This window comes from Acidobacteriota bacterium (genome assembly GCA_030697165.1).
GTDB lineage: Bacteria > Acidobacteriota > Vicinamibacteria > Vicinamibacterales > UBA2999 > 12-FULL-67-14b.
In genome coordinates this window covers 427,854-451,382 of sequence record JAUYQQ010000015.1, presented here as the reverse complement: position 1 = coordinate 451,382, position 23,529 = coordinate 427,854, and the positions used below count along the sequence as shown (strand labels likewise).

General features: G+C 66.4%; 17 protein-coding genes. 12 read left to right on the top strand and 5 right to left on the bottom strand.

Annotation, left to right across the window (positions count from 1 at the left end):
• Positions 1 to 12 precede the first annotated feature (12 nt).
• The 3 genes from Q8T13_15600 to Q8T13_15590 are packed head-to-tail and all read right to left on the bottom strand — an operon-like array spanning position 13 to position 2,644.
• Positions 13 to 1,230, bottom strand: a complete 1,218-nt coding sequence (locus tag Q8T13_15600; protein ID MDP3719188.1) for a HAMP domain-containing sensor histidine kinase — start codon at positions 1,228 to 1,230, stop codon at positions 13 to 15.
• The gene (locus tag Q8T13_15595) at positions 1,227 to 2,294 is read right to left on the bottom strand and encodes a cobalamin-dependent protein (protein MDP3719187.1); all 1,068 of its coding nucleotides are present in this window, start codon (positions 2,292 to 2,294) and stop codon (positions 1,227 to 1,229) included. Before Q8T13_15595 ends, Q8T13_15600 begins: the two co-directional genes overlap by 4 nt.
• An 11-nt stretch (positions 2,295 to 2,305) precedes the next feature.
• Positions 2,306 to 2,644, bottom strand: a complete 339-nt coding sequence (locus tag Q8T13_15590; protein ID MDP3719186.1) for an antibiotic biosynthesis monooxygenase — start codon at positions 2,642 to 2,644, stop codon at positions 2,306 to 2,308.
• Between the two features lie 155 nt (positions 2,645 to 2,799).
• On the opposite strand from Q8T13_15590, the gene Q8T13_15585 reads away from it, so the two are divergent.
• The 12 genes from Q8T13_15585 to Q8T13_15530 all read left to right on the top strand — a co-directional run bounded on the left by Q8T13_15585 (position 2,800) and on the right by Q8T13_15530 (position 20,880).
• A complete protein-coding gene (locus Q8T13_15585; protein MDP3719185.1) occupies positions 2,800 to 4,146 on the top strand; it encodes a sodium:alanine symporter family protein in 1,347 nt (448 codons plus the stop codon).
• Positions 4,147 to 4,214: 68 nt separating this feature from the next.
• Positions 4,215 to 5,600, top strand: a complete 1,386-nt coding sequence (locus tag Q8T13_15580) for an MATE family efflux transporter (GenBank protein MDP3719184.1) — start codon at positions 4,215 to 4,217, stop codon at positions 5,598 to 5,600.
• 160 nt (positions 5,601 to 5,760) lie between these two features.
• Entirely contained in the window at positions 5,761 to 7,122 is a 1,362-nt protein-coding gene (trmFO, locus tag Q8T13_15575) for a methylenetetrahydrofolate--tRNA-(uracil(54)-C(5))-methyltransferase (FADH(2)-oxidizing) TrmFO (GenBank protein ID MDP3719183.1), read from the top strand.
• A gap of 99 nt (positions 7,123 to 7,221) precedes the next feature.
• Positions 7,222 to 8,247: a tyrosine recombinase XerC gene (locus tag Q8T13_15570; GenBank protein MDP3719182.1), complete on the top strand. Its 1,026-nt coding sequence runs from the start codon at positions 7,222 to 7,224 to the stop codon at positions 8,245 to 8,247.
• An 11-nt stretch (positions 8,248 to 8,258) separates the two neighbouring features.
• Positions 8,259 to 9,656: a hypothetical protein gene (locus tag Q8T13_15565; GenBank protein MDP3719181.1), complete on the top strand. Its 1,398-nt coding sequence runs from the start codon at positions 8,259 to 8,261 to the stop codon at positions 9,654 to 9,656.
• A gap of 114 nt (positions 9,657 to 9,770) precedes the next feature.
• Positions 9,771 to 11,243 carry a hypothetical protein gene (locus Q8T13_15560; GenBank protein ID MDP3719180.1) on the top strand — a complete coding sequence of 491 codons (1,473 nt, stop codon included), beginning with the start codon at positions 9,771 to 9,773 and terminating at the stop codon, positions 11,241 to 11,243.
• Positions 11,240 to 14,113, top strand: a complete 2,874-nt coding sequence (locus Q8T13_15555; protein ID MDP3719179.1) for a hypothetical protein — start codon at positions 11,240 to 11,242, stop codon at positions 14,111 to 14,113. The genes Q8T13_15560 and Q8T13_15555 overlap by 4 nt, the downstream gene beginning before the upstream one ends.
• A 16-nt stretch (positions 14,114 to 14,129) precedes the next feature.
• Entirely contained in the window at positions 14,130 to 14,825 is a 696-nt protein-coding gene (locus tag Q8T13_15550; protein MDP3719178.1) for an SGNH/GDSL hydrolase family protein, read from the top strand.
• Positions 14,826 to 14,909: 84 nt separating this feature from the next.
• Complete coding sequence (locus Q8T13_15545) at positions 14,910 to 17,057, top strand: response regulator (GenBank protein MDP3719177.1); 2,148 nt, start codon at positions 14,910 to 14,912, stop codon at positions 17,055 to 17,057.
• Positions 17,058 to 17,084: 27 nt separating this feature from the next.
• On the top strand, positions 17,085 to 17,732 hold the full coding sequence (locus Q8T13_15540; protein ID MDP3719176.1) for a peptidylprolyl isomerase: 648 nt from the start codon (positions 17,085 to 17,087) through the stop codon (positions 17,730 to 17,732).
• 1 nt (position 17,733) lies between these two features.
• Positions 17,734 to 19,599 (top strand): gamma-glutamyltransferase family protein, encoded by a 1,866-nt coding sequence (locus Q8T13_15535; GenBank protein ID MDP3719175.1) that lies wholly within the window; start codon positions 17,734 to 17,736, stop codon positions 19,597 to 19,599.
• Positions 19,600 to 19,602: 3 nt separating this feature from the next.
• Entirely contained in the window at positions 19,603 to 20,880 is a 1,278-nt protein-coding gene (locus Q8T13_15530) for a glycosyltransferase family 39 protein (protein MDP3719174.1), read from the top strand.
• Between the two features lie 57 nt (positions 20,881 to 20,937).
• Here Q8T13_15530 and Q8T13_15525 read toward each other — a convergent pair whose 3' ends face one another.
• Together Q8T13_15525 and Q8T13_15520 are read right to left on the bottom strand one after the other, a co-directional pair.
• Positions 20,938 to 22,332: a sigma-54 dependent transcriptional regulator gene (locus Q8T13_15525; GenBank protein ID MDP3719173.1), complete on the bottom strand. Its 1,395-nt coding sequence runs from the start codon at positions 22,330 to 22,332 to the stop codon at positions 20,938 to 20,940.
• Positions 22,333 to 22,355: 23 nt separating this feature from the next.
• Complete coding sequence (locus Q8T13_15520) at positions 22,356 to 23,486, bottom strand: ATP-binding protein (protein MDP3719172.1); 1,131 nt, start codon at positions 23,484 to 23,486, stop codon at positions 22,356 to 22,358.
• Positions 23,487 to 23,529 lie beyond the last annotated feature (43 nt).

The following is a 23,529-nucleotide window of genomic DNA, read 5'->3' as shown; positions in this document are numbered from 1 at the left end:
GCGCGTCGCGAATCACCGACTTAACGCCGAGGTAAATCGTGGCAGGATTACCCGGAATTCAGAACCACGACCGACCTGGCTCTCCACGGCGATCTCGCCGCCATGCCCCTCGACGATGCGCCGAGCGATCGCGAGTCCCAGGCCGGTGCTCTGCTCCCCGGCGGTCCCCCTGACGCGGGTGCGGCCGAAGGGCCGGAAGAGCTTCGGCAATTCCTCTGCCGGGATGCCCTGCCCCTGATCGCGGACGCTGACCGTGACGGACTCGGGCGAGGCTTCAAGCGTGACGATCACGCGGGTGTCTGCATGCGAGTAATTCACGGCGTTGGTCAGGAGGTTGTTTAGCACCTGCTGGATTTTGTTCGCGTCGAGCTCCGCCTGCACCGGACCGACGGGCGACGGCACGAAATCCACCGCAATACGTTTCCGGGCCGCGAGGGTCCGGTTCAGGGTCACATTGCGCTCCACCAGCGCGGCGACATCGATCATCGCCCGTTGCAGCTCGAGGCGGCCCGATTCGATCGTGCTGACATCCAGCAGGTCAGTCACCAGGTTGAGCATGAACTCGCTGGTCCGGTGGATGGTGGCGACAAACTCGCGCTGCTCCTCGCTGAGAACGGGCGTGGCCTCCGCCTCGAGGAATTGCGCGTAGGCCATGATGACGCCAAGCGGACTGCGCAGATCGTGGGCGGCCATACCCAGGAAACGGTTCTTGGTTTCGTTCAGCTTCTGCAGCTCCGCGTTCTTTTGCGCCAGCTCCCGCTGGAGATTGGCCAGCTCGTTGTTGACGCGCGTGAGCTGTTCGTAGGCCGCGTCGTCAAGCGCGCGATTGCCCCGGGCGTGGAGGGCGAGATCCTTGGCCACCATCCGCAGGGCATTCGCCTGCTCGTTGTTGATCCGCATCAACTCCTCGTTGATCCGGTGGAGGTCATCCCGGGTGCTCGCGACGACGACAAGGAAGCCATCATCCACGCGGGCTCCGCTGAAATGGAGCGGCATGAGGTGGGCATCAAGGGGCACGGTGATTTCCCAGTCGTGCGCCGCGTGCTTCAGTTGCATCTCTGCTACAAATGCCTGGGCCTTTTCCCTTGCCTCATGGTCCACCAAGTGGGTGAAAGATGTGCCGGGCGGAATCCGCGCGCCCAGCCCGAGGTCGTCGCGCAAAATGCGGTCCACGAAACCGGCCGCGTTACACACAAGGACCAGACCGCGCTCCTTGATCGCGTCATTCATTGTTGTTCTTCTCCCGTCGACTCATCCGCAAGCCGCAGGGCGAACTGGGCGTCGACGGCCGTGCCATCAGCTCCGAGCTTCGACCACAGTTCCGGATCGCGGTTGAACGGGCCTCCGCCGACCAGGATTTTCACATGACTCAGGTCAGGCTGGCGGCGGACCGCTGCGATCAGCTCACGGACGTTCTCGACGTGATACGGCATGGTGGCAGAGATCGCGAGCACGTCGCCGTTGCGGTCCTGCACGGCCGCGATGACCGCGGCATGCGGGGTGTTGGTCCCGAGATAATAGGTGTGCCAGCCCCCCATCTCGAAAAAATCAGCCACCATGCGGATCCCGAGCTCGTGGAGGTCGCCCGCGACGCCCGTCGCCACGAGCGTCCGCCCGTGCTTTTCAGCCGCGAAGATGAGCGGATAGAGCTGCGACATGATGAGTTGGGTCGCCGCGGTGCAATAGTGCTCTTGCGCGACCGAGATGCGGTTGGTCTGCCAGAGGCGACCGATCTCATACTGCACTGGCTGAAATACCTGCAGATAGATATCTTGGACTGTCGTGCCGTTCTCCACCGCAGACAGCACGATCCGGCTGGCGACCTGACGTTCTCCCCGGCGCAACGCCTCCAGATACTGGTGGGCCAGCGGCGAGAGGGGCGCTCCCTCATGCAGGAAGGTTGGCAGGTCATCCGGCATTCCGGGCATCGCCTGCACCGCCCGCTCCACGTAAGCAGCGGCACTCTCGCCTGCCTCACCGGGCAGCTGCTCCCGCAGAACGTCAGCCAGGCAGCTGAGGTGGAATGCCAAGTCCTCGGACCGCACCCGACGCTGGGCGAGCACGATCCGCGCCCAGGCGACATAATCTGTGAACAGCGGAGGATTGCCGACCGCGAGAGCCTGAGCCAGGTGCGCCAGATGGAAGCCGACATCCTGGAGCGACTTCTCCCGCGCCGTCGCGCCGTAACGCTGCTCAAGTTCCGGGTGACGGGCAAACTCGCGATCCACGAGGATCTGCGAGAGCTCGAGCCGCCGGCGCGTGAGGAGATCAGCGGTGTTGGAAGTGCCGGTCATTGCGTTCTCTTTCAGGAGGCCACGTGCTCGAAATGCCTGATCTCGGTTTCGCCGGGGACCAGCTTGAGGCCCTTGGGGATCCCCTTGTGCGAGTCCCGGTACATATGGCTGCGGTGCCAGGTGCGGAAGCTTTGCTCATCAGTCCAAAAAGTAATCAGCCAGATCTCCTCGGGATGATCAACTGGGCTGATCACTTCCATGCGGCAAAACCCGGAGGCGCTGTCAACGAGGTGCGGGCGGGCACGAAAAGCTGCTTTGACCTGAGCGGTCATCCCATTTGCGATGGTAAAGCGGCTGATGGCCACGAAGCCCTGCGGGGCGGGCGAAATTGCTGAAATAGATTGATCCATTGAAATGAGAGTGGATGCAATCCTAACGGCAATACGCACTGGCTCGCCACCTCTTTCGTAACTACATCTGCACCAAGCCCGGCTGCGAGGCCGCTCCCCCTGAAACCCGTCGAAGTTCGCTGTCTAGTCGTCACCACGCATAAGATATTGCCAACATGGTCGAAACAATTACCGCTGCGAACGGCTGGTTAAACGGGTACGTCTGGGGCTGGCCGATGATCGTGCTGCTGGTGGGCACGGGCCTGCTGTTGACGATCCTCACCGGCGGCGTCCAGTTCCGCTATCTCGGCGTCGCGCTGCGCGAGGTGCTGGGCAAGCTGACGCAGAAGGCGGCTGGCCCCGGCGAGGTGTCGCCCTTCCAGGCCGTGGCTACCGCGTTGGCGTCGACGGTTGGCGTCGGCAACATCGCTGGTGTCGCCACCGCGATCTCGATCGGCGGACCCGGGGCGTTGTTCTGGCTGTGGGTGTCCGGCATTCTCGGCATGTGCACCAAGTTCGCCGAGATCGTCATCGCGCTCCACTACCGCGAGAAGGACAGCGCCGGGCAGATGCGCGGCGGAGCGATGTACGTGTTGAGGAAAGGGCTCGGCCTGCCGTGGCTCGGCACGATCTTCGCGGGTTTCGTGGCGCTGGCCGCCTTCGGTATCGGCAACATGGTGCAGTCGAACTCGGTCGCGGCCAGCCTGCAGGCCTCGTTCGGGTTGAGTCCGTCGATCACCGGCGTGATGCTGGCCCTGCTCACGGGCGCGGTGATCCTCGGCGGTATCAAGCGCATCGGCCACTTAACCGAGTACCTCGTGCCGTTCATGGCGCTCGTCTACCTCGGTGGCGGCCTGTTCATTCTGGCGCGCTTCGCCGGCGAGATTCCGGCGGCGCTGTCGCTGGTGTTCACGAGCGCGTTCTCGGGCGCGGCCGCGACCGGCGGCTTCGCCGGCGCCACGATCATGCTGGCCATGCGCTACGGCATTGCGCGCGGCCTGTTCTCGAACGAGGCGGGCCTGGGCAGCGCACCGATTGTGCACGCCGCGGCGAAAACCGATCACCCCGTGCGACAAGGCCTCTACGGCATCTTCGAGGTCTTTATCGATACGATCCTGGTGTGCACGACGACGGGCCTGGCGATCCTGGTGACCGGCGTATGGTCAGGAGGCGCCACGGGCGCCGCCCTGGCGGGTGAAGCGTTCTCGGTCGGCCTGCCCGGCACGTGGGGCAACATCGTGGTGACGACCAGTCTGGTGCTGTTTGCGTTTTCCACGGTGGTTGGCTGGAGTTACTACGGCGAAACCGGCATCGTCTATCTCTTCGGCGCCCGCGCCGCCATGCCTTACAAGATGGCGTGGCTGGTGTTCATTTACCTCGGCGCCGTCGGGTCGCTCCACCTGGTGTGGGATGTGGCGGATACGCTTAATGGGCTGATGGCCATTCCCAACCTGGTCGCCGTGCTCGGTTCGATTGCGCTGCTGCGCAAGCTCACGCGAGAGTTCTTCGCGACCGCGCGGTAGTCAGGCAACCCTTCCGCCTTCGCGTCGAGCGCTTCGGCGGGACAAGAAAAGGTTGCCTTCACCAGTCCATGAAACGTTGGTGGCCCCTCTTTCTTGAAGCGATTCGCGGTTCTGACCGCGACTACACGGTGGGCCCGGTCGGCTCCGCCCTCGTCCTGCTGTCGGTGCCCATGGTCCTCGAAATGGCCATGGAGTCGCTGTTCGCGGTGGTCGATGTGTTCTTCGTGGCGCGGGTCGGCGCCGAGGCGGTGGCGACGGTCGGCGTCACCGAATCAATGCTCACGATTGTCTACACCGTAGCGATGGGCCTGGGCATTGGCGCCACCGCGGTGGTGGCCCGCCGCATGGGCGAGAGGGACGACGACGGCGCCGCGCAGGCGGCCGCGCAAGCGATCGCGCTCGGCCTGCTGATCTCGATCGCGGTTGGCATATTCGGCTACCTCAATGCCGAGCGGCTGCTGCGGGTGATGGGCGCCACGCCCTCGATGATCGAGTCGTCGCTCGGCTACGCCCAGGTGATGTTCGCCGGCAACGCCACCGTGACCCTGTTGTTCCTGAACAACGCGATTTTCCGTGGCGCGGGCGATCCGGCCATCGCCATGCGGGTGCTCTGGATCGGCAATGGCATCAACATCGTGATGGATCCGGTCCTGATTTTCGGGCTCGGGCCGTTCCCGGAACTGGGCGTCACCGGCGCGGCGGTGGCCACCAACACCGGCCGCGGCATTGCCGTGCTAATCCAGTTCTGGACGCTCTGGTCGGGGAAGAGCCGCATTCACATCACGCGCCGCCACCTGGAGCTAGTGCCAGCCGTGATGTGGAACGTGTGCCGCCTGAGCGGCGTGGGCTTCCTGCAGATCCTGATCGACACGTCCAGCTACATCGGCCTGGTCCGGGTGATTGCGACCTTCGGCAGCGATGCGCTGGCCGGCTACACCATCGGCATCCGGGTCATCATTTTTGCGATGATGCCGGCGTGGGGGCTCGGCAACGCGGCGGCGACCATGGTGGGGCAGGCGCTTGGCGCCGGTAAGCCCGAGCGTGCTAACGAGGCGGTGTGGACGGCGGCCAAGTACAACGCCTTGGTGCTGGGTGTGGTGGGCGCGCTGTTCGTGGCGTTCGCGCCCGAGATCGTGGCGATCTTCACGGCCGATGCCGCCGTGGCGCCGAATGCCATCGCCTGCCTTCGCATCGTCAGCGGTGGCTTCGTGTTCTTCGCCTACGGCCTCGTGCTGACGCAGTCGTTCAACGGCGCTGGCGACACGTGGACGCCGACCTGGATCAACCTGGGCTCCTTCTGGTGCTTGCAGATTCCGCTGGCGTGGCTGCTGGCCATCCAGTTCGGCATGGGCCCGAACGGCGTCTACATTGCGATGACCGTGGCGTTCTCGACGCTGGCGATCGCCAGCGGGCTGATCTTTCGCAGGGGAAAGTGGAAGAACAAGAGAGTTTGAAGTTGACGAGTTGATAGTTGGTAGTTGAAGTTGAAGAGTTTCAGTTTCAGTGGCAGTTTCAGTTCAGGAGAGGGGTTGAAGGCGTTACACTGACAACTGAAACTGGCACTGAAACTTCCAACTGTAACTACCAACTGCCAACTTTCAACTTTCAACTGACATGATTCATGTAATTGGCGGCGGACTCGCGGGTTGCGAGGCGGCGTGGCAGGCTGCGGAGTCCGGCGCCGACGTCACGATTCACGAGATGCGGCCGGTGCGGCCGACGGCGGTCCACCAGACCGACGGCCTGGCCGAACTGGTCTGCAGCAACTCGTTTCGCGCCGACAAGCTCGATAACGCGGTCGGCCTGATCAAGGAGGAGATGCGCCGGCTTGGATCGCTCGTCATGGCGGCGGCCGACGCGACGCGGGTGCCGGCCGGCGCGGCCCTGGCTGTCGATCGCCACGCTTTTTCGAAAGCGGTCACCGCCCGGGTGCAGGCCCATTCGCGCATTCGCGTCGAGCGTGGGGAAGTGGACCGGGTGCCGGGCGCCGAGTGGTCGCCGGTGATTATCGCGACCGGGCCCTTGACCTCGGATGCCCTGTCCAGGGACATCCAGGCTATGGTGGGCGAGGAGCACCTGTCGTTTTACGACGCGATCAGCCCGATCGTGCTCGCTGAGTCGATCGACATGTCGAAAGTGTTCCGCGCATCGCGTTGGGGCCGTAACGTGTGGAGCGCCAATCCCGGCGAGGCCCTTGAGGCGACCGAGGAAGGTGACTACCTGAACTGTCCGATGACCAGGGCCGAGTACGACGCGTTTTATGCAGCGTTGATCACGGCCGAATCGGCGACGGTTCACGATTTCGACAACACCAAATTCTTCGAGGGCTGCCTGCCGATCGAGGTCATGGCGCACCGTGGCGAGGGCACGCTGCGCTTCGGCCCGATGAAACCGGTTGGCCTCAAGGATCCGCGCACCGGCCGCCTGCCCTACGCCGTCGTGCAATTGCGCCAGGACACGCTGGCCGGCGACCACTACAGCCTCGTGGGCTTCCAGACCCAGATCAAGTGGGGCGACCAGTCGCGCCTGCTCAAGATGATTCCGGGCCTCGAGAACGCCGAGTTCGTGCGTTTCGGCATGGTCCACCGCAACACCTACATCTGCGGCCCCAAGGTCCTGCTGCCGACGTGGCAGACCCGGCAGCGGCCCGACCTGTTCTTTGCCGGGCAGGTCTCGGGCGTCGAAGGCTATGTGGAATCAGCGGCCTCCGGCCTGGTGGCGGGCCGCAATGCCGCCGCCCTGGCGCGCGGCGAGGCGCCGCAGGCGCCACCACGAACCACCGCCATCGGCTCGCTGGCCCATTACGTCTCGCACGCCGATCCCAAGAACTATCAGCCGACCAACATCACGCACGGCATCATGCCGCCTTTGGACGACCCGCCGCGCGACAAGATGAAGAAGAAGCTGATGATCGCCGAGCGCGCGCTTGCTGATCTTGATGCCTGGCGCGGAGTGGCTTTGGGGCTTGAGGCTTGAGGCGTGGGCTTGCGGCGTGCGGCGTGCGGCGTGGGCTTGCGGCTTGAGAATGTCGGTGTCTAATCTGCGTCTAATCTGTGGCTGTATGGTCGGTGGCCCGTGCGCGAGCATTTAAAGGAATTCCTGGCCTATCTCAGCCTGAATCGGCACGTGTCGCCGCACACCGTGCGCGCCTACGAGAGCGACATCACCCAGTACCTGGCCTGGGTGGCCGCCGACAAGGACCGCAAGATGTCGGCCCTGACCCCGGACGACCTTGGCCTGAGCTCGGTGCGCTCGCACCTGGCGGAGCTGAACAAGGCCGGCAAGGCGCGATCGTCGGTGGCGCGCAAGCTGTCGGCGCTGCGCACGTTCGTGAAATACCTGCGGCGGGAAGAGCTGATCGAGCACGACCCCACCGCCAGGGCCGTGGCGCCCAAGCGCGACCAGACCATTCCCACCCACTTGTCCGAACCGGAGATGGCCAGGCTGATTGAGATGCCGAGTACCGCCGACCCGCTGGGCCGCCGCGACCGCGCCATTCTCGAGTTGTTCTACGCCTCGGGTCTGCGGTTGAGCGAACTGGTCGGGATCAACCTCGAGGATCTGAATTTGTCGAGCCGGATGGTTCGCGTCATGGGCAAAGGCGGCAAGCAGCGCCTGCTGCCGTTCAACCAGAACGCGGCGGCCACGCTGCGCGCCTGGATGGCCGACCGGGCCGCGATTCTGGCCGCGCGGCAGGCGCGGGCTGGCCGTCGCGCCGCCATCGCGCCCCGCCGGAAAGCGTCCGCCGCGGTCCGTCACCGGGCGGCCGTCGATCCGCTGTTCCTGAACGCGCGCGGCGGGCGGCTGACCGGCCGCAGCGTCGATCGCCTGCTGCGCCGCTACGTGGCCTTATGCAGCACGCGCCTCGGCATCAGCCCCCACGCGCTGCGCCACTCGTTCGCCACGCACCTGCTGCAGCGTGGCGCCGACCTCAGGGCGATCCAGGAGTTGCTGGGGCACTCGCGCTTGAGCACGACCCAGCGCTACACGCACGTCAACACCGCACAGCTGATCGACGTCTACCGCAAATCGCACCCGCGCGCCTCCGCCGTCGCGGCCGAAGGCCGCTTTGGCGAGACTAAGTCGTCCAAGAGCGAGTAGAATCCTCTCTGGTGCCTGCTTCGAACCGCGTCCGACTCCGATCGCTGTGTACCGCGATCGCACTCGTTACCCTGCTGACCGCTGCTCCCGCCTTCGCCCAACAGACTGCGCCGGCCCCGGAACCGGCCGCTGACGCCGTGGACTTTTTTGGCTTCAAGTTCGCGCAGAGCGAACGCTTCAAGTTCGGCGGCGAGCTGGTGATGGGCTGGTCGCACGACGGCGCGCAGGCGGCCCTCGGCTTCGAGAAACAGGGCCGCGTCGGCATGGCGATTCTGAGCGTCGCCGGCAAGGTCAGCGACCACGTCCGCTACTTCGTCTCGGTGAACCCGGTCAGCGAAACCAACGCGCGGCCGTCCTGCGGCGAGAAGGACTTCTTCTTCCCCAACGATCCGAACCTCTACGCCGGCCTCGGGCCGATCGTGAAGTGCGACGTCGAAGACGGCCTCAAGCGGGTCGACACCTACAACAGCTCCTCGCTCGACTACATCACGCAGCAGGGCATCCTGCGCGAGGGCTACATCGACTGGGGCATCGCCGGCGGCGTCTCATTACGCGGCGGCCGGTTCATCCTGCCGGTCGGCTTCGCCCCTCGCGAGGTCGGCGCGGCGACCGCCAAGGACATGACCCGCATCACCCGGCTCAACGCCGAGGCCAATTTCGGCGCGATGCTGGCCTTCTCGGCGCGGCGCGGCGACCGTTCGGTGTTTGACGCCGGCGTCATGGCGGTCCTCGGCGAAGGTAATCGCGAGAAGGACTACGACTGGTTCTATCACGTCAACACCTCGTTCGACACCAACAGCGCCATCACCGTCGTCGCCTCCGCGCGGCTGGCGCCGATCAAAGCCCTCGACATCCGCGCCGCCTACAAGAAGGGCTACACCGGTTCGAAAGTGGAGCGCCTGCCCAACTACTGGGCCTCCAAGCGCAACGACGATGCGCTGGTGGTGAGCGTGAAGGTGTCGCCAACCTCCTGGGCCTCGGTGTTCGGTGAGTACGCCAAGTACCAGTGGGGGCCGACGCTGACCTCCGGCGAGCTGGTGGGCATTCCCGACCTTGCCGCCATCGACAAGCCCGGCTACTTCATGGGCGCGCTGTTTGACGTGCCGGTGGCCGGCAAGGTCCGCGCCGGAGGCAGCGTGGTGCGCGAAGAGCTCTCGCGCGACGACAGCCTGATTCAGTACCTGGAGCTCAACAACCTCTACGGCGTGTCGATGGGCAAGAAGGACCGCGCCCTGGCCGTTCGCGCATTCGTGGACGTCAACCGCCTGGTCAACGTCAGCTTCTTCTGGATGGACGTGTCGAACCCGTTTCCGTGGGCCAGCGCGAGCTGGCCGGTCACCGGGCCGGTGGCCTTCACGGGCCGCGAGCCCGATCGGATTGGGGTCACCGTCACCGTGCGAACCCCGTAGGCACACCGTTTGCTATAGCCACGCCGAGGCCGTCGTTACGCGGGCCCCGGCGCCTGTCCGCCGATTATTTCCTCGATAGAAGGCGTCGACCGCGGCATTGGCCTGGGGGCCGTCATGCCTACACCGCGAGTTATTCCCCACGCCGTCCTCCTGATCGTCCTGGCCGGCACCGCCAGCCTGCAGGCACAGGCCCCGCCGTCACTCGGCGTGGGCAGCCGCATCCGGGTAACCCGCGCCGACGGCGGCACGTATACGGGGGTAGTCGCGCCCAAGCCGGCCGGTCCGTTGTGGGCTTTTGTCACGGCCGACGGGAAGCCCGTCAACTTCCTCATCAGCGAGTTGTTGTCGGTGCGCCTGCTCGGTCGCGACGTCACGCTCAAGCCGGGTTGGTCGTACTCGTCGCAGACCTTTGCGTGGGCGGCGGTGCAGACCACCGATGGCCAGGCGCTGGAGCTTGGCATCCACAGATGGCCCGGCTTCAACATCATTCGTGACGACACCGGGCTCGTCGAGGTGAACAACCTGTGGGCGAACCGGCTCTCGGCGGTGGCAGCGGTCACTCGACCGGCCACCAAGCCGGGGCTGGCAACTGGCGCTCGCGCCCTGGTGACGAGATCGGACGGATCGTACGAGGGCACCGTCTTTCTGGATCCCAAACAGAAGAGCGCGTTCGCGTTCGTGCGCCTCGACACCAAGGAGCAGTGGAAGCTGCGGCTGCAGGACATTCACCGGTTGACCGCGACCGGGCGCAGGGAGGGCGGGCTCGACGTTGTGGAGGTCGAGATGACTGACGCCCAGGTATACACGGTCGCGGTGTATTCGCGGTCGGCCTTCGATCTCGAGCGTGCTGATACCGGCCGGCGCGAGGTGAACACACAGAGCTATGCGGCCTTCAAGAGCGTGCAGGCCATCGACGGCAGCGCGACCGCCGTCGCGCCCGAACCGTTGCCGCCGGCGACTGACGCCGCCGTCGCCGACACGCTTCGCGCAGCCGCGGTGGCACGGTATGAGGAATACCTGAAGACGAGCCGGCCAGAGGCGCTCGGGGACGCCGCAGCGCTGGCCGAGCGATTGGTTGATGCGCTGCCCAATGACGGCCGGGCGTGGCTGTTACTCGGCCAGCTGTACCGGGAGTTGCCACCGGAGCCGATGGTGCTGGCCCTGGCGGAGGACGCATTCGCCCACGCGGTGGCTGTGGAGCCCGCCCTGGCCGAGGCCCGCCTCGCGCTTGGTCTGTCGCTGTTCGATCAGGGCCTGTATGACGCCGCCCTGGAGCACTTCGAAACCGTCCTTCAGGCAGACGTCTCGCGGGGATTGCCGTGGGTGGTGGCGCGCATGACCGAGGCATACCTGCGTGACGAACAGCTCACGCGCGGTGCGGCCTTCTGGCGTGGCTGGCTCGCCCGCTGGCCAGAGGCCGACACGGTGCGGCTGGCCTTCGCGATCATCCTCGACGCCCAGGGACTGGGCGCCCAGGCGCGATCTGAATTGCGTCAGGTATCGGAACGGGCCGGGGCTTCGCCTGCCAACCGCGCCTTCGCTCGCACGCTCGGCGACGCGATGGCGCACCAGGGAGGCCGGCCATGACCACGCGAAACCGGATTCTGCGATGGTGGGTTGGCCCGGCCGTGCTGAGCCTGGCGATGTCGGGCCTGGCTGTTTCGCAGACGGCGAGTGGCGTGTATGAGGTTCACACCGAGCGCCAGCAACTGCAGTCGCGGGCGGAGGCCGAGCACCGCGCGCTGCACGGCACGCCCAACGACACGCGGTCGGCGCACGTCGAGATCGACCGGCGCATGCACGGCGACGCGATCGGGCTCGAATCGAAGCGGCAGGATGCCTTCAAGCAGCTCGTCGAACGCGCCGGCATTAACATGCCGGAGTCCACTGGAACGCTGCCAACCGCCGAAGGTTCCCGCGGGCTGCAGGGCGATATCGACACCAGGAGCCTCTCGGGCCAGGACTTCCACAAGTTCCGAAAGGCCGCCACCGAGATGGGCTATCACGTCGACGGCCAGGGCGACTCCATCACCATTCGCGAGCTCGACGTCACGACCCATCGCCGCGCGCCGCGGGAGTTTGGACCCGTCGGCAGTTCGGCCAGCGAGACGGCCGCCATCGGCCGGGCCAGCAATCGCGAAACCGGACTCGCCTTTGAGTCGGGCGACCACTATGTCAGCGTGCTGGACAACACCCGCAAGGGTGGAGCGATCCTCAAGAAGGATCCCCTGTCGTACAGCTATGAGGAGCGGGCCAAGCTCGGCAAGATGGTGGGGCGTAACATCGCGGCTGTCGGTGGTGCCGATCCCGGGCTGCTTGACTCGCTTGAACGCCTGAAGCGCGGCGCTTCGTGGGAATCGGCCGGCGTCGTTCCCGAACACGCCACGCCCGAACAGCGGGCGAAGGCGATCCGCGATTTCCACCAGCGGGCGGAGCGCGCCAACGCCGAGGCGTACACGAAAGCGAAGCAACTGGGCCAGGCGCGCGATGCGGACCTCGTCGAGCAGGTCAGGCGCGCCCCCGATGCCCGATCGCGGGCCGCGGCACAACGCGAACTGCTGCAATACCGCGGCGAGGTGCTCGGTGCGCAGACCAATATTCAGCGCGAGCACGGTGGGCCGCTGTTGACCGAGCTCGAGGGCTCGGCTCCGAGCCGGCGGGTCTTGGATGACGGCACCATCATCAACGTCGACCCCGGCACGGGGAAGCCGTTGACGCGAAGCCAGATGCTGGAGCGCACGACGCGTGGCGCGAAGACCAGCGCCGTGGCTGGCGCCCGCCTCCCCGCGGCCACGACCAGATCGAAAGGCGTCCGGAACGCGGGAACGTTTCTCCTGGTTGCCGGCGCAGTCTTTGGCGGCCTCGAAGGTGCTGAGCGGGCCAAGGCCGAGCGTGCGCCGGGCGATGGATTCCTGAAAACCGCCGGCAAGGGGATTGTCTACGGTGTCTGGTACACGTCGGGCATCCCTGGGACGGCGGGCTTGATCGACCAGACCAGCCAGGAAGGCCTCGACGAGTATTACCAGTGGGTGGCGAAGGGTGGCGACCCCCAGATCGCGCTCGCCCGGGCCAGCTTCAAGAGTGGCGGAATGCTGGCCCTTCGACTCGCTTTCGAATCCACTGGGCTGCTGGTGGGGACCACCGTCGAACTCGGCATCGACGCGTACGGCGAGCGAACGGCCCGTCTCGCACAGGAACTTGCGCAGCAGGATCAAGCCGACGCTGCCCTCGGTATTGCCCGGCGGTATGCGGCTGAACTCGATTCACTTGCGGCGGCGATTGCGGTTCGCGCCAACTGGTTGAGGTCCAACGCCGATGTGGCCGATGCGCTTCGCGGCGATGCCGAAGCAGGCCGCGCCCGAATCCGGACCGCGAAGGCCGAACTGCTCAAGGCCTGCGCGGCGGCCGACGCGCTGCCGGCGGCGCCGGCAGAACACGGCGCGGGAGCCGAGGCGACGCTGGCGCCGCGCGCCGCGCAAGCCGGGACGCTGGCCGACGGCGCCTGCGACGCGGCCGCCCGCATTGTCGCGGACGTGCGAGCGAAGGGACTTGCGGCTGAGGCGCTGGCGGTTCGCATCGACAGCACGGTGCAGCGCCCGCTGACCGCGGCCGCGGCGCTGTTGGCCCAGACCAGGGCGCAATTGCGTGCTCAGACGGCGGCATCGGCCGGCACCGAGGCCCTCATGGCGCGAGCCGCCAGGGCCCGCCTGGCCATGCAGACCGAGTTGGCGGAGGCGGCGGTCCTGGAGACGTCGGCAAGGGCGACCGCCGAGGTCTTCGATCGGGAACTGGCCAGTCTCGACGCGGCTGCCAGCCGCTTCGATCAGGTGCGGTCGGCCTTCCTGGCCGGCGTCCGCCGCTTCTACAACATCGACTCGACCAGCGAGCAGCGCGACGCGGACTTCCGCACGCTCATCACGCGCGTGTCGGCCATCACCATCGATCGGGCAGCGCTGCTCCGGCTGCGTGAGTCGGCAAGATCGATTCACGCGATCGGACTGCTGCGTATCGACGAAATGGAAGCGCGCGCCTTTCCTGACTGCCCGCGGCTGGAAACCCTGTGGCAACAGGCGGAACTGGCGGCGCTCAGGCGCCAGGCGCTGGCGGAGTTGCTGGATGATGCCGACCGCCGTGTGCAACTCGGGATGGCCTGCCGCGACCGGCTCCAGGCGTTGGCAGGGCGGGCTCCGGTCCCCACTGCGCCGGTGCCAGAGTCGCCGCGCCAGCCGACCCCGACACCGCCGTCACAGACGAGCGCGGCCAGGGCGTGCGGCAACTACACGTTGGCGACCCTGCGAAAGCTGTGGGCTGAACATGCGGAGGTGAAGAAGACCGGGAAGAAGACGGTGTCGCTCGACTACATGTTTGCCGGTGACTGCCTGGCGGCGTGCCCGGCACTGTCCAGCCCGACGCTGCCGACAGATGCTGCTCTGCAGGCCTGCATTACCCAGAAGTGAGTAAGATCGGCACCGCGTGTTGACGTCCTGGTTCGGCCGGCTGCTCGTCCTGTCGCTGCTTGGCACGATGCAGCCGGCTCCCGATCCGTTGCGCATCCTGTTCGTCGGCAACAGCCTCACGTATCAGAACGACCTGCCGGGCATGGTGTGCACGCTCGCGCGCGCGGCCGGCCGACCGGTCGTCTGCGAGAGCGTTGCGAAGCCCGACGCCAGCCTCGAAGACCACTGGCATTCGGGCGAGGCCCGCAAGGCGATTGCCGCCGGCCGCTGGGACATCGTCGTGTTGCAGCAGGGGCCGTCGGCGCTGCCCGAGTCACGTCGACTGCTGATCGAGTACACGAAGCGATTCGACGCCGAGATCAAGCAGGCGGGTGCCCGTACGGCGCTCTACATGGTGTGGCCGTCGCAGTCACGCCGGGGCGACGCCGAGGGCGTGAGCCAGTCGTACCGGGCGGCGGCCAAAGCCGTGGCGGGCACCCTGCTGCCGGTCGGTGATGCGTGGCGCGAGGCCTGGGCGATCGATCGCAACCTCCCGCTGTATGCGGCCGACAAGTTCCATCCGTCTGGATCGGGCACGTATCTCGCGGCGCTGGTCGCGTATCGCCACCTCCTGGGCGCGCCCGCGCCCGCGACGCCTGTCCTCGGTGGCGCGTTGGCCCACGCCGAGGTCCTGCAACGTGTCGCCAGCCAGTCGCGCAGCGCCGTGCAGTGAGTTGGCGGCGCGCCCGCGCGGACCGGGTATAGTGTGGACGCCTCGATGCCGCCTCCCGCGCCCCCCGAGCCCTCGACGAAGGCGGTGACTCGTGCCATTTACCTGGGCACGTTGGCGGCATTGCTCGTCGTCGCCACCCTGAGCATTCTCATTTACCGAGCCACCGTGAACGGGGTCATCGAGCAGCACTCGCTGCAGCAGTTGGCGATGGTTCGGACCGGCGCGGCCGCGGTCCAGGGAGAGCTGCGCGGACTGTCGGCGCAATTGCGGCAGTTCAACAGCATTCCGAGCGTGCAGAACCTGGACGTGCCGTTCCTCGCGCAGCGCATTGGCGCGGCCTTCGGCGAGAATCCCAACGGCATCGTCCGGTACATTGCGCGCATGGATGCCGACGGGCGGCTCTACTACTGGTCGCCATCGGGAGAGTTGCAGCGCGGCAGTGGCCCCGTGGAACCCTTCCCGCCCGAATGGTCCTGGTTCGCCGACCCGGCGAACAAGAGCCGGACCCGCATTGTCGGCTCGTGGGGAAGGCCCACGGCCACCCCGCACTATCGTTCGCTGGCCATGCCGGTGTGGCGCACGGCGCCGAGCGGCGAGAACCCGAACCCGCGCAATGACTTCAATGGCGTGGTGGCGCTGGTGGTCGATCTCAATCGCCTGGCCGACGTCTACCTGGGACCGGCACTGTCCGAGTTGGCGACTGAGCGGTTGGTGGTCGGCGTGGCCACCCCGGACTTTGGCGTTCTTCTGGGGCCTGGCCGGACGGGTGCTGCGCCGAGCGCGGGTGACTCGCACAACCACCAAGCAGCCCAGGGCACCTCGATTCTCGATGATGTCAATGGCCGCCGGCTTCACGCCTGGTCGAAGTTCGAAGTTGCCAACGAGTCGTGGCTCGTCGCCTCGTCGTTGCCGTACAGCTATGTGGCGGCTCTCGTCCAGCGCACCGCGAGCGGGCAGTTGGCGCTGATGGTCGCGCTACTGGTGGCGGTCCCTCTCGGCGGGTGGCTGCTGGCCCGCCGTGAGCGCCGCTTGCAGGAGGCGCAGCGGCAGCTCGAACGGCAACTGGCCGAATCGCAAAAGATGGAGGCCATCGGCAAGCTCGCCGGCGGCGTGGCGCACGACTTCAACAACATGCTGACGGCGATTCTCGGCTACGCCTGCATGATCGAAGAGGACGCTCCGGACAACTCGCCCGTCCGCGATCAGGCGATCCAGATTCGCCGGGCCGCCGACAGCGCCGCTGCGCTCACGCAGAAGCTGCTGGCGTTCAGCCGCCGGCAGGTGCTGCAAACCAATCAGTTCGACTTCACGATGTTGCTCGAGAACCTGATGCAATTGATCCGGCGCGTCATCGGCGCCAACATCACCGTGACCGCGCAGGCCGAGCCGGGGTTGTGGCCGGTGCTGGCCGACCCGGCGCAGGTGGAGCAGTCGATCGTCAACCTCGCGATCAACGCGCGCGACGCCATGCCCGACGGCGGCACGCTGCAGATTGTGGCCCGCAACGCGCCTCGCCCCGCCGGCGAGCGGCGTCTCGATGGCCAGGTCCGGCCCGGCAACTACGTGCAGATCGTGGTCACCGACAGCGGCACGGGCATGGACGATGCGACTCGGGCACGGATGTTCGAGCCGTTCTTCACGACCAAGCCGCCCGGCCAGGGCACCGGCCTGGGGTTGTCGACGGTCTACGGTTTCGTGCGCCAGTGCGGCGGCCACATTGGCGTGACTACGGCGCCCGGCCAGGGCACTTCGATTGAGTTGCTGCTGCCGCGCGCGCCCGACCTGCCCCCCATCACGCCGGTGCCAACCACGCCGCCGATCGACGCCCGGCCCGGCGGATCCCGCGAAACGGTGCTGCTCGCCGAGGATGAAGAGGGCGTGCGCCGACTGGCCGTGGAAACGCTGGAGCGGGGCGGCTACCGGGTCATCTCGGCGGCCAGCGGCGCCGAGGCCCTGCAGGCGGCGATTGCGTTCGACGGCACGATCGACGTGTTGCTGTCCGACGTGGTCATGCCGGGCATGAAGGGGCCGGAACTGGCCGCGCGTGTCCGCGCCCTGCGACCGTCGGTGCGGGTGCTGCTGATGTCTGGCTACGCCGCCGACGTGGTGACCAGCCAGGACCTCGAGCATGCGACCTTGTTATCGAAGCCGTTCTCGCCCGCCCAGCTGGTTCGGGCGCTGCGCGGCGTTCTTGACAGCCCCCTTTCGCCAAACCCGCTTCCAAAGGGATAATCGCCCTGTTCTCTGGAGGAGATCTGAATGATTCGTACCACGACCGTTTTGTTTGCCCTTGCCATCCTGACGATGTTTGCCGGCGGCGCCGCCGCCCAGGCGCCGTCGCTCAAGGACCCCGCCTCGCTCAAGGAGCAGGCGCCGGCCAGTTACAAAGTGAAGTTCGACACGAGCGCTGGAGTGTTTGTCGTCCAGGTGAACCGCGAGTGGGCGCCGCTTGGTGCCGACCGGTTTTACAACCTGGTGAAGAGCGGCTTCTACGACGACGCCCGTTTCTTCCGCGCGATTTCAGGCTTCATGGTGCAGTTCGGCATCAACGGTGATCCGGCGGTGTCGGCGGCGTGGCGCAATGCCCGCATCGGTGTGGATCCCGTGAAGCAGAGCAACAAGTCGATGTACATCACGTACGCGATGGGCGGCAGCCCCGACACCCGCACGACGCAGGTGTTCATCAACTACGGGAACAACGCCAACCTCGATTCGATGGGGTTCGCGCCGTTCGGCGAGGTGATTGAGGGCAAGGACGTCGTCAACAAGATCCACACCGGCTACGGTGAAGGTGCGCCGCGCGGCAGGGGGCCTGAACAGGGCCGCGTCCAGATGGAAGGCAATGCCTACCTGATGAAGAACTTCCCGAAGCTCGACTACATCAAGAAGGCGACGATCGAGAAGTAGGATGCGCTACCTGCTCCTCGCGACGGCGCTCGGTCTGGGTTTTTCGAGCGGGGTGGGTATCGGCCAGGTGCCGATGCAGGATCGGCAGCCTGCCGGTTCGGCATTGAGGCCCGCGGTGATGGGACCGGCCGGTGGCGTGTCCACCGGTCATCCCCTCACGACGTCGGCCGCGCTCGCCATCCTGCTCAAAGGCGGCAACGCGTTCGACGCGGGGGTGGCGTCGCTGCTGGCGGGCGGCGTGCTCGAGCAGGACCTGTACAGCCTCGGTGGCGAAGCGCTCGTCCTCGTCTATCCCAAGAAGGACAACAAGGTCACCTCGATCGTCGGGCAGGGCTGGGCCCCGAAGGCGGTCGACGTCGATTGGTATCTCTCGCGCCAGAAGACCCTGGAGGGCGAAGGGCTCGACCCGGCGGTGGTGCCCGGCGCGCTGCATGCGTCGCTGACCGTGCTCGAGAAGTGGGGCACGATGAGCTTCGAACAGGTCGCGGCCTCGGCGATCGGTTACGCCGAGCACGGCTTTCCGATGCGTCCGAGCACCTACCGCGCCATCCGGAACCAGCTCGAGTTCTTCGAGACCTGGCCGGGCAACAAGGCCTATTGGCTCAAGCCCGACGGATCGCTTTACACGCCGGGAGAGACGATCAAGCTGCCGGCGCTCGCGCGCACGCTCAAGCGGATGGTCGAGGCGGAACGTGCCGCAAAGAAGAGAGGGCGTGTCGCCGGCATCGTCGCTGCGCGCGATCGCTTCTATAAGGGCGACATCGCGAAGGAAATGGTGGCGTTCCTGCAGAAGCACGGCGCGCCGTTCGAGGTGTCGGACTTCGCGGAGTACTACGCCCGCATCGAAGAGCCCGCGAAGACGACCTATCGCGGCTACACTGTTTACAAGCACGGCTTCGGCAGCCAGGGGCCGGTCATGCTGCAGGCGCTCAACATCCTGGAGAACTTCGACCTTCGCGCGATGCAGTATGGCAGCGCCGATTATCTCCACACGGTAACCGAGGCGATCAAGCTGGCGTACGCGGATCGCGACACCTACTACGCCGATCCCGCGTTCGTGCAGGTGCCCGCTGAAGGGCTGCTGTCGAAAGCGTATGCCAGGGAGCGGGCGGCGCTGATCGATCCGCGCCGGGCCTCGACCTCGTTCATTGCCGGGGATCCGCTCAAGCACGACTCGACGGTCAAGCAGTGGACCTTCTGGAAAGCGAACGTCGAGAGCGCCGTTACCCCGCGGACCGCCGGCGTTGGTGACGACTCCTCCGGCATCGTCAAAGACACGACCCACATGGCGGTAATCGACAAGGACGGCAACATCTTCGACGTGACGCCAAGCGGCGGGTGGGTGCCCGGCGCCGTGATTCTCGGCGACACCGGCATTGGCATGAGCGTGCGGGGCGAGCAGTTCTGGCTCGACAAGACGCACGCCAACCAGATTCGCCCGCGCGCCCGGCCGCGATACACGCTGACGCCGAGCCTGGTGTTCAAGGGTGATATCCCGATGATGGGCCTGGGCACGCCCGGCGGCGATAACCAGGACCAGACCATCCTGCAGGCCTTCCTGAGCATTGTTGAGTTCTGGGACGACTGGTACCCGAACCTGCATGCTGCCCTCGAACGCCCGCGCGCGCAAACCATGCACTTCTACGGGTCGTTCTGGCCGCACTCGGCGGGTTTCAACCAATTGAACGTCGAGGCGACCATTCCCGACGTGGTCTACAACGACCTCAAGGCGCGAGGCCACGACGTAGGCCGCTTGCGCCCATTCGGCATGTCGGGCTGCGCCACGGCGGTGATGATCGATCCCGCTACCGGCAATCGATTTGCCGCGGCCGATCCACGGCGGGATTGCTATGCAATTGCGTACTAGGGCATGACTGGCCGCCTGCGCCGCGCAGTTGCGCGCCTTCGCTGGGACTTGCTGGCCATCGTGATCGTCGCCTTTGCCGTCCGCCTCGGTTACCGGCTGGCGCAGGGTGAAGCGGCGTTCCTTACCGATGGCTACACCTTTTACCGGCACCTCGCCGAGTCCTTCCTTCGGGGCGACGGCTTCTGCTTCGGCGTCGGCGTGGACTGCGCGGTTCGGGTGCCGGTTTACCCCCTGGTCGTCTCGGCCCTCCTCCCCTGGGACTGGCTGTACCCCGGATTGCCGATCTTCCAAGCGGCCCTCAGCGCCGGCCGCAGTCTCATCGTCTATGGCATCGCGTGCACCCTGTTCGATCGCCGCGTCGGCCTGATAGCCGCCTGCCTGACGGCCTTCAATCCCTACTCGATCGCGCACAGCACGGCCTTGCAAGACACGGCGCTGTTCAACCTGCTGATGGGGTTGGCCATTTACCTGTTGTTGCGGTCGCGCGAGGCACCGCGGGGCGTTCCGTTCCAGTTGGCGGCGGGCGTCGTTCTTGGCCTGGCCACGCTGACCACGGTGCGTCTCGCGTTGTTCCTGCCGTTCGCGCTTCTCTGGGTGGCGTGGCCGTCGGGCCGTGGCGGGCCGTGGCGCTTTCGCCAGGCGGCGATGGTTTCGATTCCGGTGGTCCTGCTGGTTGGCGGGTGGATGGTGCGGAACTGGTCGGTGGTCGGCGCCCCGGTACTCACCACCGAGTCAGGCCTCAGCCTGTGGACAGCCAACAACCCGGTCACGACCGAGTTCCTTCCGGAGCGAAGTGTCGATGAAATCTACGACGCCGCGCACGCGCGCCTGCCTGAAGAACGCAAGCGGGTGCTGGCATCCCAGGGCAGCGAGCTCGCGGCGGATCGGCTGTTGTGGCAGTGGGCGATCGAATACATCCAGGCGAATCCGGGACAGACCCTGATCGACATGATTCGCAAGGTGGCGTGGTCGTTCTCGGGGCAACTGAGCCCCGCGCGGGAATCGATTATCCAATGGGGCTACGCCGCGTACTCGGTCCCCCTGCACGTCCTGGCCCTGATCGGCTGGTGGCTGTCGCGCGGCAACGCCAAGCCGGTCCCCCATCTCCTCATTTGCTTCCTGTTCGCGGCGTTTGCGATCACGACCGCCGTGTTCTGGGCGCACACCAGCCACAAGAGCACCCTACACATGTTCCTGGGCGTGTATGCCGCCTTCGCGATCACGCGGTGGCCCGCCGTCCCCACGCCGAGCGCGAGCGAGGCGCCCCACGAGGCGCGGTAGCGCCGAGCCCGACGAGCGCCGGAGGCGCGAGCCCTACGCCGAACGGAGCGAGGCGCCCTAAGAGGCCGAGGCCAGCACTCTCCGCCGAGGCATCTCGATCGCCAGCGTCTTGATCTTGTAGTTCATCACGCGCGGGCTGATCTGCAATAGCTCGGCGGCGTCCTTCTGTACCCAGTTGGCCATCTTCAGCGCTTCGGTGATGGCCTGCCGTTCGATGTCTTCCAGGGCAATGCCGGTGGGCGGGATCTTGACCACGCTTTGCGAGTCGCGGCCGCTGCCGCCAGGGGCGAAGTCGCCGAGGCGCAGGTCCGACGAGGTGATGATGGCGCTCTCGGCCAGCAGCGCGGCACGCTCAATCGCGTTCTCCAGCTCGCGGATGTTGCCGGGCCAGTTGTACCGTACCAGCAGCTTCTGCGCGTCGTTGTCGAGGCCATCCAGCCGCTTCTTCAGCTCGCTGCCGAAACGGCGGATGAAGTGCATCGCCAGCGGCAGGATGTCGTCTTTGCGCTCGCGCAGCGGCGGCGTTTCGATCGAGACCACGTTCAGCCGGTAGTAGAGGTCCTCGCGGAAGTGACCCGACGCGACCATCGCCGACAGGTCGCGGTTGGTCGCGGCGATCAACCGCACGTCCACCCGGATGGTGCGAGTGCCGCCCAGCCGCTCGAACTCGTGCTCCTGCAACACGCGCAGGATCTTGGCCTGCGTGCTGGCGCTCATGTCACCGATTTCGTCGAGGAACAGCGTGCCGCCATCGGCCTGTTCGAAGCGGCCGATGCGCTGCCGATCGGCGCCGGTGAAGGCGCCCTTCTCGTGGCCGAACAGCTCCGACTCCAGCAGGTTCTCCTGCAGCGCGGCGCAGTTCACCTTGACGAAGTTGCGCGAGGCCCGCAGCGAGTTGTGGTGGGTCGCCCCCGCAATCAGTTCCTTGCCGGTGCCGGTCTCGCCCCGGATCAGCACCGTCGAATTGCTCTTGGCGACCTTCTTGACCACCCCCAGCACCCGCTGCAGCGATTCGCTGCCGCCAACGATGCGGTCGAAGTCGTAATTCTCCTGGCGCTCGTTGCGCAGGTAGTCGAGCTCGTTGCGCAGGCGTTTCAGCTCCAGTGCCTTTTCGACCTTCACTTCCATCTCTTCGAGCTCGAACGGCTTCTGCACGTAGTCGAACGCGCCGTGCTTCATCGCCTCGACCGCCGTCGTCACCGACCCGAACGCCGTCATCAGGATGACCGAGGTCGTGGGATGCAGCTGGCGGGTCGTGCGCAGCACGTCGAGCCCGTCCGAGCCGCCCATCTTGAGGTCGCTGACGACCACATCGAAATAGCCCTCGTGCAGCCGCTCGAGCGCGGCGTTGCCGTTGGCGGCCTCTTCCACTTCGTGGCCGGCGGTGGTCAGGGACAGCGCCAACCCCCGGCGCAGGGCGTCGTGATCGTCGGCAACGAGAATGCGGGCCATGTGCAGTGTGCTCCGTCTGTCGGTTAGTGGTGCGATCCGTGCTTGTGCGGCTCCACCGGCAAGGTCACGCGGAAGCGTGTGCCCCGCCCGTCGGTGGTGGTCATGTCGATCCGGCCTTCGTGCGCGTCAATAATCTTCCGGACAATCGCCAGGCCGAGCCCGGAGCCCTGCGCCTTGGTGGTGAAGAACGGGTTGAAGATCTTCTCGGCCACCGCGGCGGTCATCCCCGGGCCGTCGTCGGCCACGTCCACCACCACGGTGTCGACCGGCTGCTGGCCGTCTGGCAGCAGCGCGCCGTCGGCGGCCGTGCGGGCGAGCGACGCCGAAATGACAATGCGGCCGCGGCCGTCGAGCGCTTCGTACGCGTTGATCAGCAGGTTGGCGAAGACCTGTGTCAGCTGGTGCCGGTCGGCGCCGAGCAACGGCAGTCGATCGGGCAGCGCGGTCTCGACGAGGATGCTGCCGCGCGTCGCCTTGCCGTCGGCCAGGAGGACGGCACTGGCCAGGGACTCGGCGAGCGACGTGCGGTCCACCTGCAGGCGTACCGGGCGCACGAAAGCCAGCACTTCCTGGACGATGGCATTGGCCATCTTCGCTTCGCTGATGATGTCCTTCACCAGTGTCTGCACATCGGCGTTGTCGGGTGCTTTCCGCCGGAGCAGGCCGGCGACGACCTCGATGGCCGCCAGCGGGTTCTTGATTTCGTGCGCCATGACGGCCGCCATCTCGCCCACGGCCGCCAGCCGGTCGCGCAGGCGCTCGCGCTCTTCCATCTGTTCGACGTGGGTGAGGTCCTTGAAGAACAGCGCGGCGCCGACCGTGGTGCCCGCTTCATCGCGCACCAGCGACAGCGTGTAGCCGATCACGATGTCGGTGGACTTGAGACGCAACTCCGCGCGGTTGGGCAGCGCGGCCATGTCGAAGGCGCCGCCCAGCACGCGAACGATATCGGGATGGGCGTGGAGCACGTCGCCAAACGGTTGGCCGACCAGCGTCCCACCCGGCGGAAGGGCGAACAGGCGGCACGCCTCGTCGTTGACCAGCACGATGGCGCCGTCGCGCGCGATGGCTAAGACGCCATTGCGCATGTTGCCGACCATATGCCTGAAGAAGACATCGGTCAGTCGCGAGGGCTTGGGTGTGCGTTTCGCCATGTGCATGGAGCCAGACACAAGCGGGAGCAAAGCTTGTGCCTCG

What these genes read in the sequence shown, in the direction of transcription:
- Q8T13_15585 (MDP3719185.1), top strand. Translation starts at nt 2,800, where the DNA reads ATGGTCGAAACAATTACCGCTGCGAACGGCTGGTTAAACGGGTACGTC.
- trmFO (MDP3719183.1), top strand. Translation starts at nt 5,761, where the DNA reads ATGATTCATGTAATTGGCGGCGGACTCGCGGGTTGCGAGGCGGCGTGG.
- Q8T13_15600 (MDP3719188.1), bottom strand. Translation starts at nt 1,230, where the DNA reads ATGAATGACGCGATCAAGGAGCGCGGTCTGGTCCTTGTGTGTAACGCG.
- Q8T13_15595 (MDP3719187.1), bottom strand. Translation starts at nt 2,294, where the DNA reads ATGACCGGCACTTCCAACACCGCTGATCTCCTCACGCGCCGGCGGCTC.
- Q8T13_15520 (MDP3719172.1), bottom strand. Translation starts at nt 23,486, where the DNA reads ATGGCGAAACGCACACCCAAGCCCTCGCGACTGACCGATGTCTTCTTC.
- Q8T13_15560 (MDP3719180.1), top strand. Translation starts at nt 9,771, where the DNA reads ATGCCTACACCGCGAGTTATTCCCCACGCCGTCCTCCTGATCGTCCTG.
- Q8T13_15525 (MDP3719173.1), bottom strand. Translation starts at nt 22,332, where the DNA reads ATGGCCCGCATTCTCGTTGCCGACGATCACGACGCCCTGCGCCGGGGG.
- Q8T13_15540 (MDP3719176.1), top strand. Translation starts at nt 17,085, where the DNA reads ATGATTCGTACCACGACCGTTTTGTTTGCCCTTGCCATCCTGACGATG.
- Q8T13_15580 (MDP3719184.1), top strand. Translation starts at nt 4,215, where the DNA reads ATGAAACGTTGGTGGCCCCTCTTTCTTGAAGCGATTCGCGGTTCTGAC.
- Q8T13_15535 (MDP3719175.1), top strand. Translation starts at nt 17,734, where the DNA reads ATGCGCTACCTGCTCCTCGCGACGGCGCTCGGTCTGGGTTTTTCGAGC.
- Q8T13_15555 (MDP3719179.1), top strand. Translation starts at nt 11,240, where the DNA reads ATGACCACGCGAAACCGGATTCTGCGATGGTGGGTTGGCCCGGCCGTG.
- Q8T13_15530 (MDP3719174.1), top strand. Translation starts at nt 19,603, where the DNA reads ATGACTGGCCGCCTGCGCCGCGCAGTTGCGCGCCTTCGCTGGGACTTG.
- Q8T13_15590 (MDP3719186.1), bottom strand. Translation starts at nt 2,644, where the DNA reads ATGGATCAATCTATTTCAGCAATTTCGCCCGCCCCGCAGGGCTTCGTG.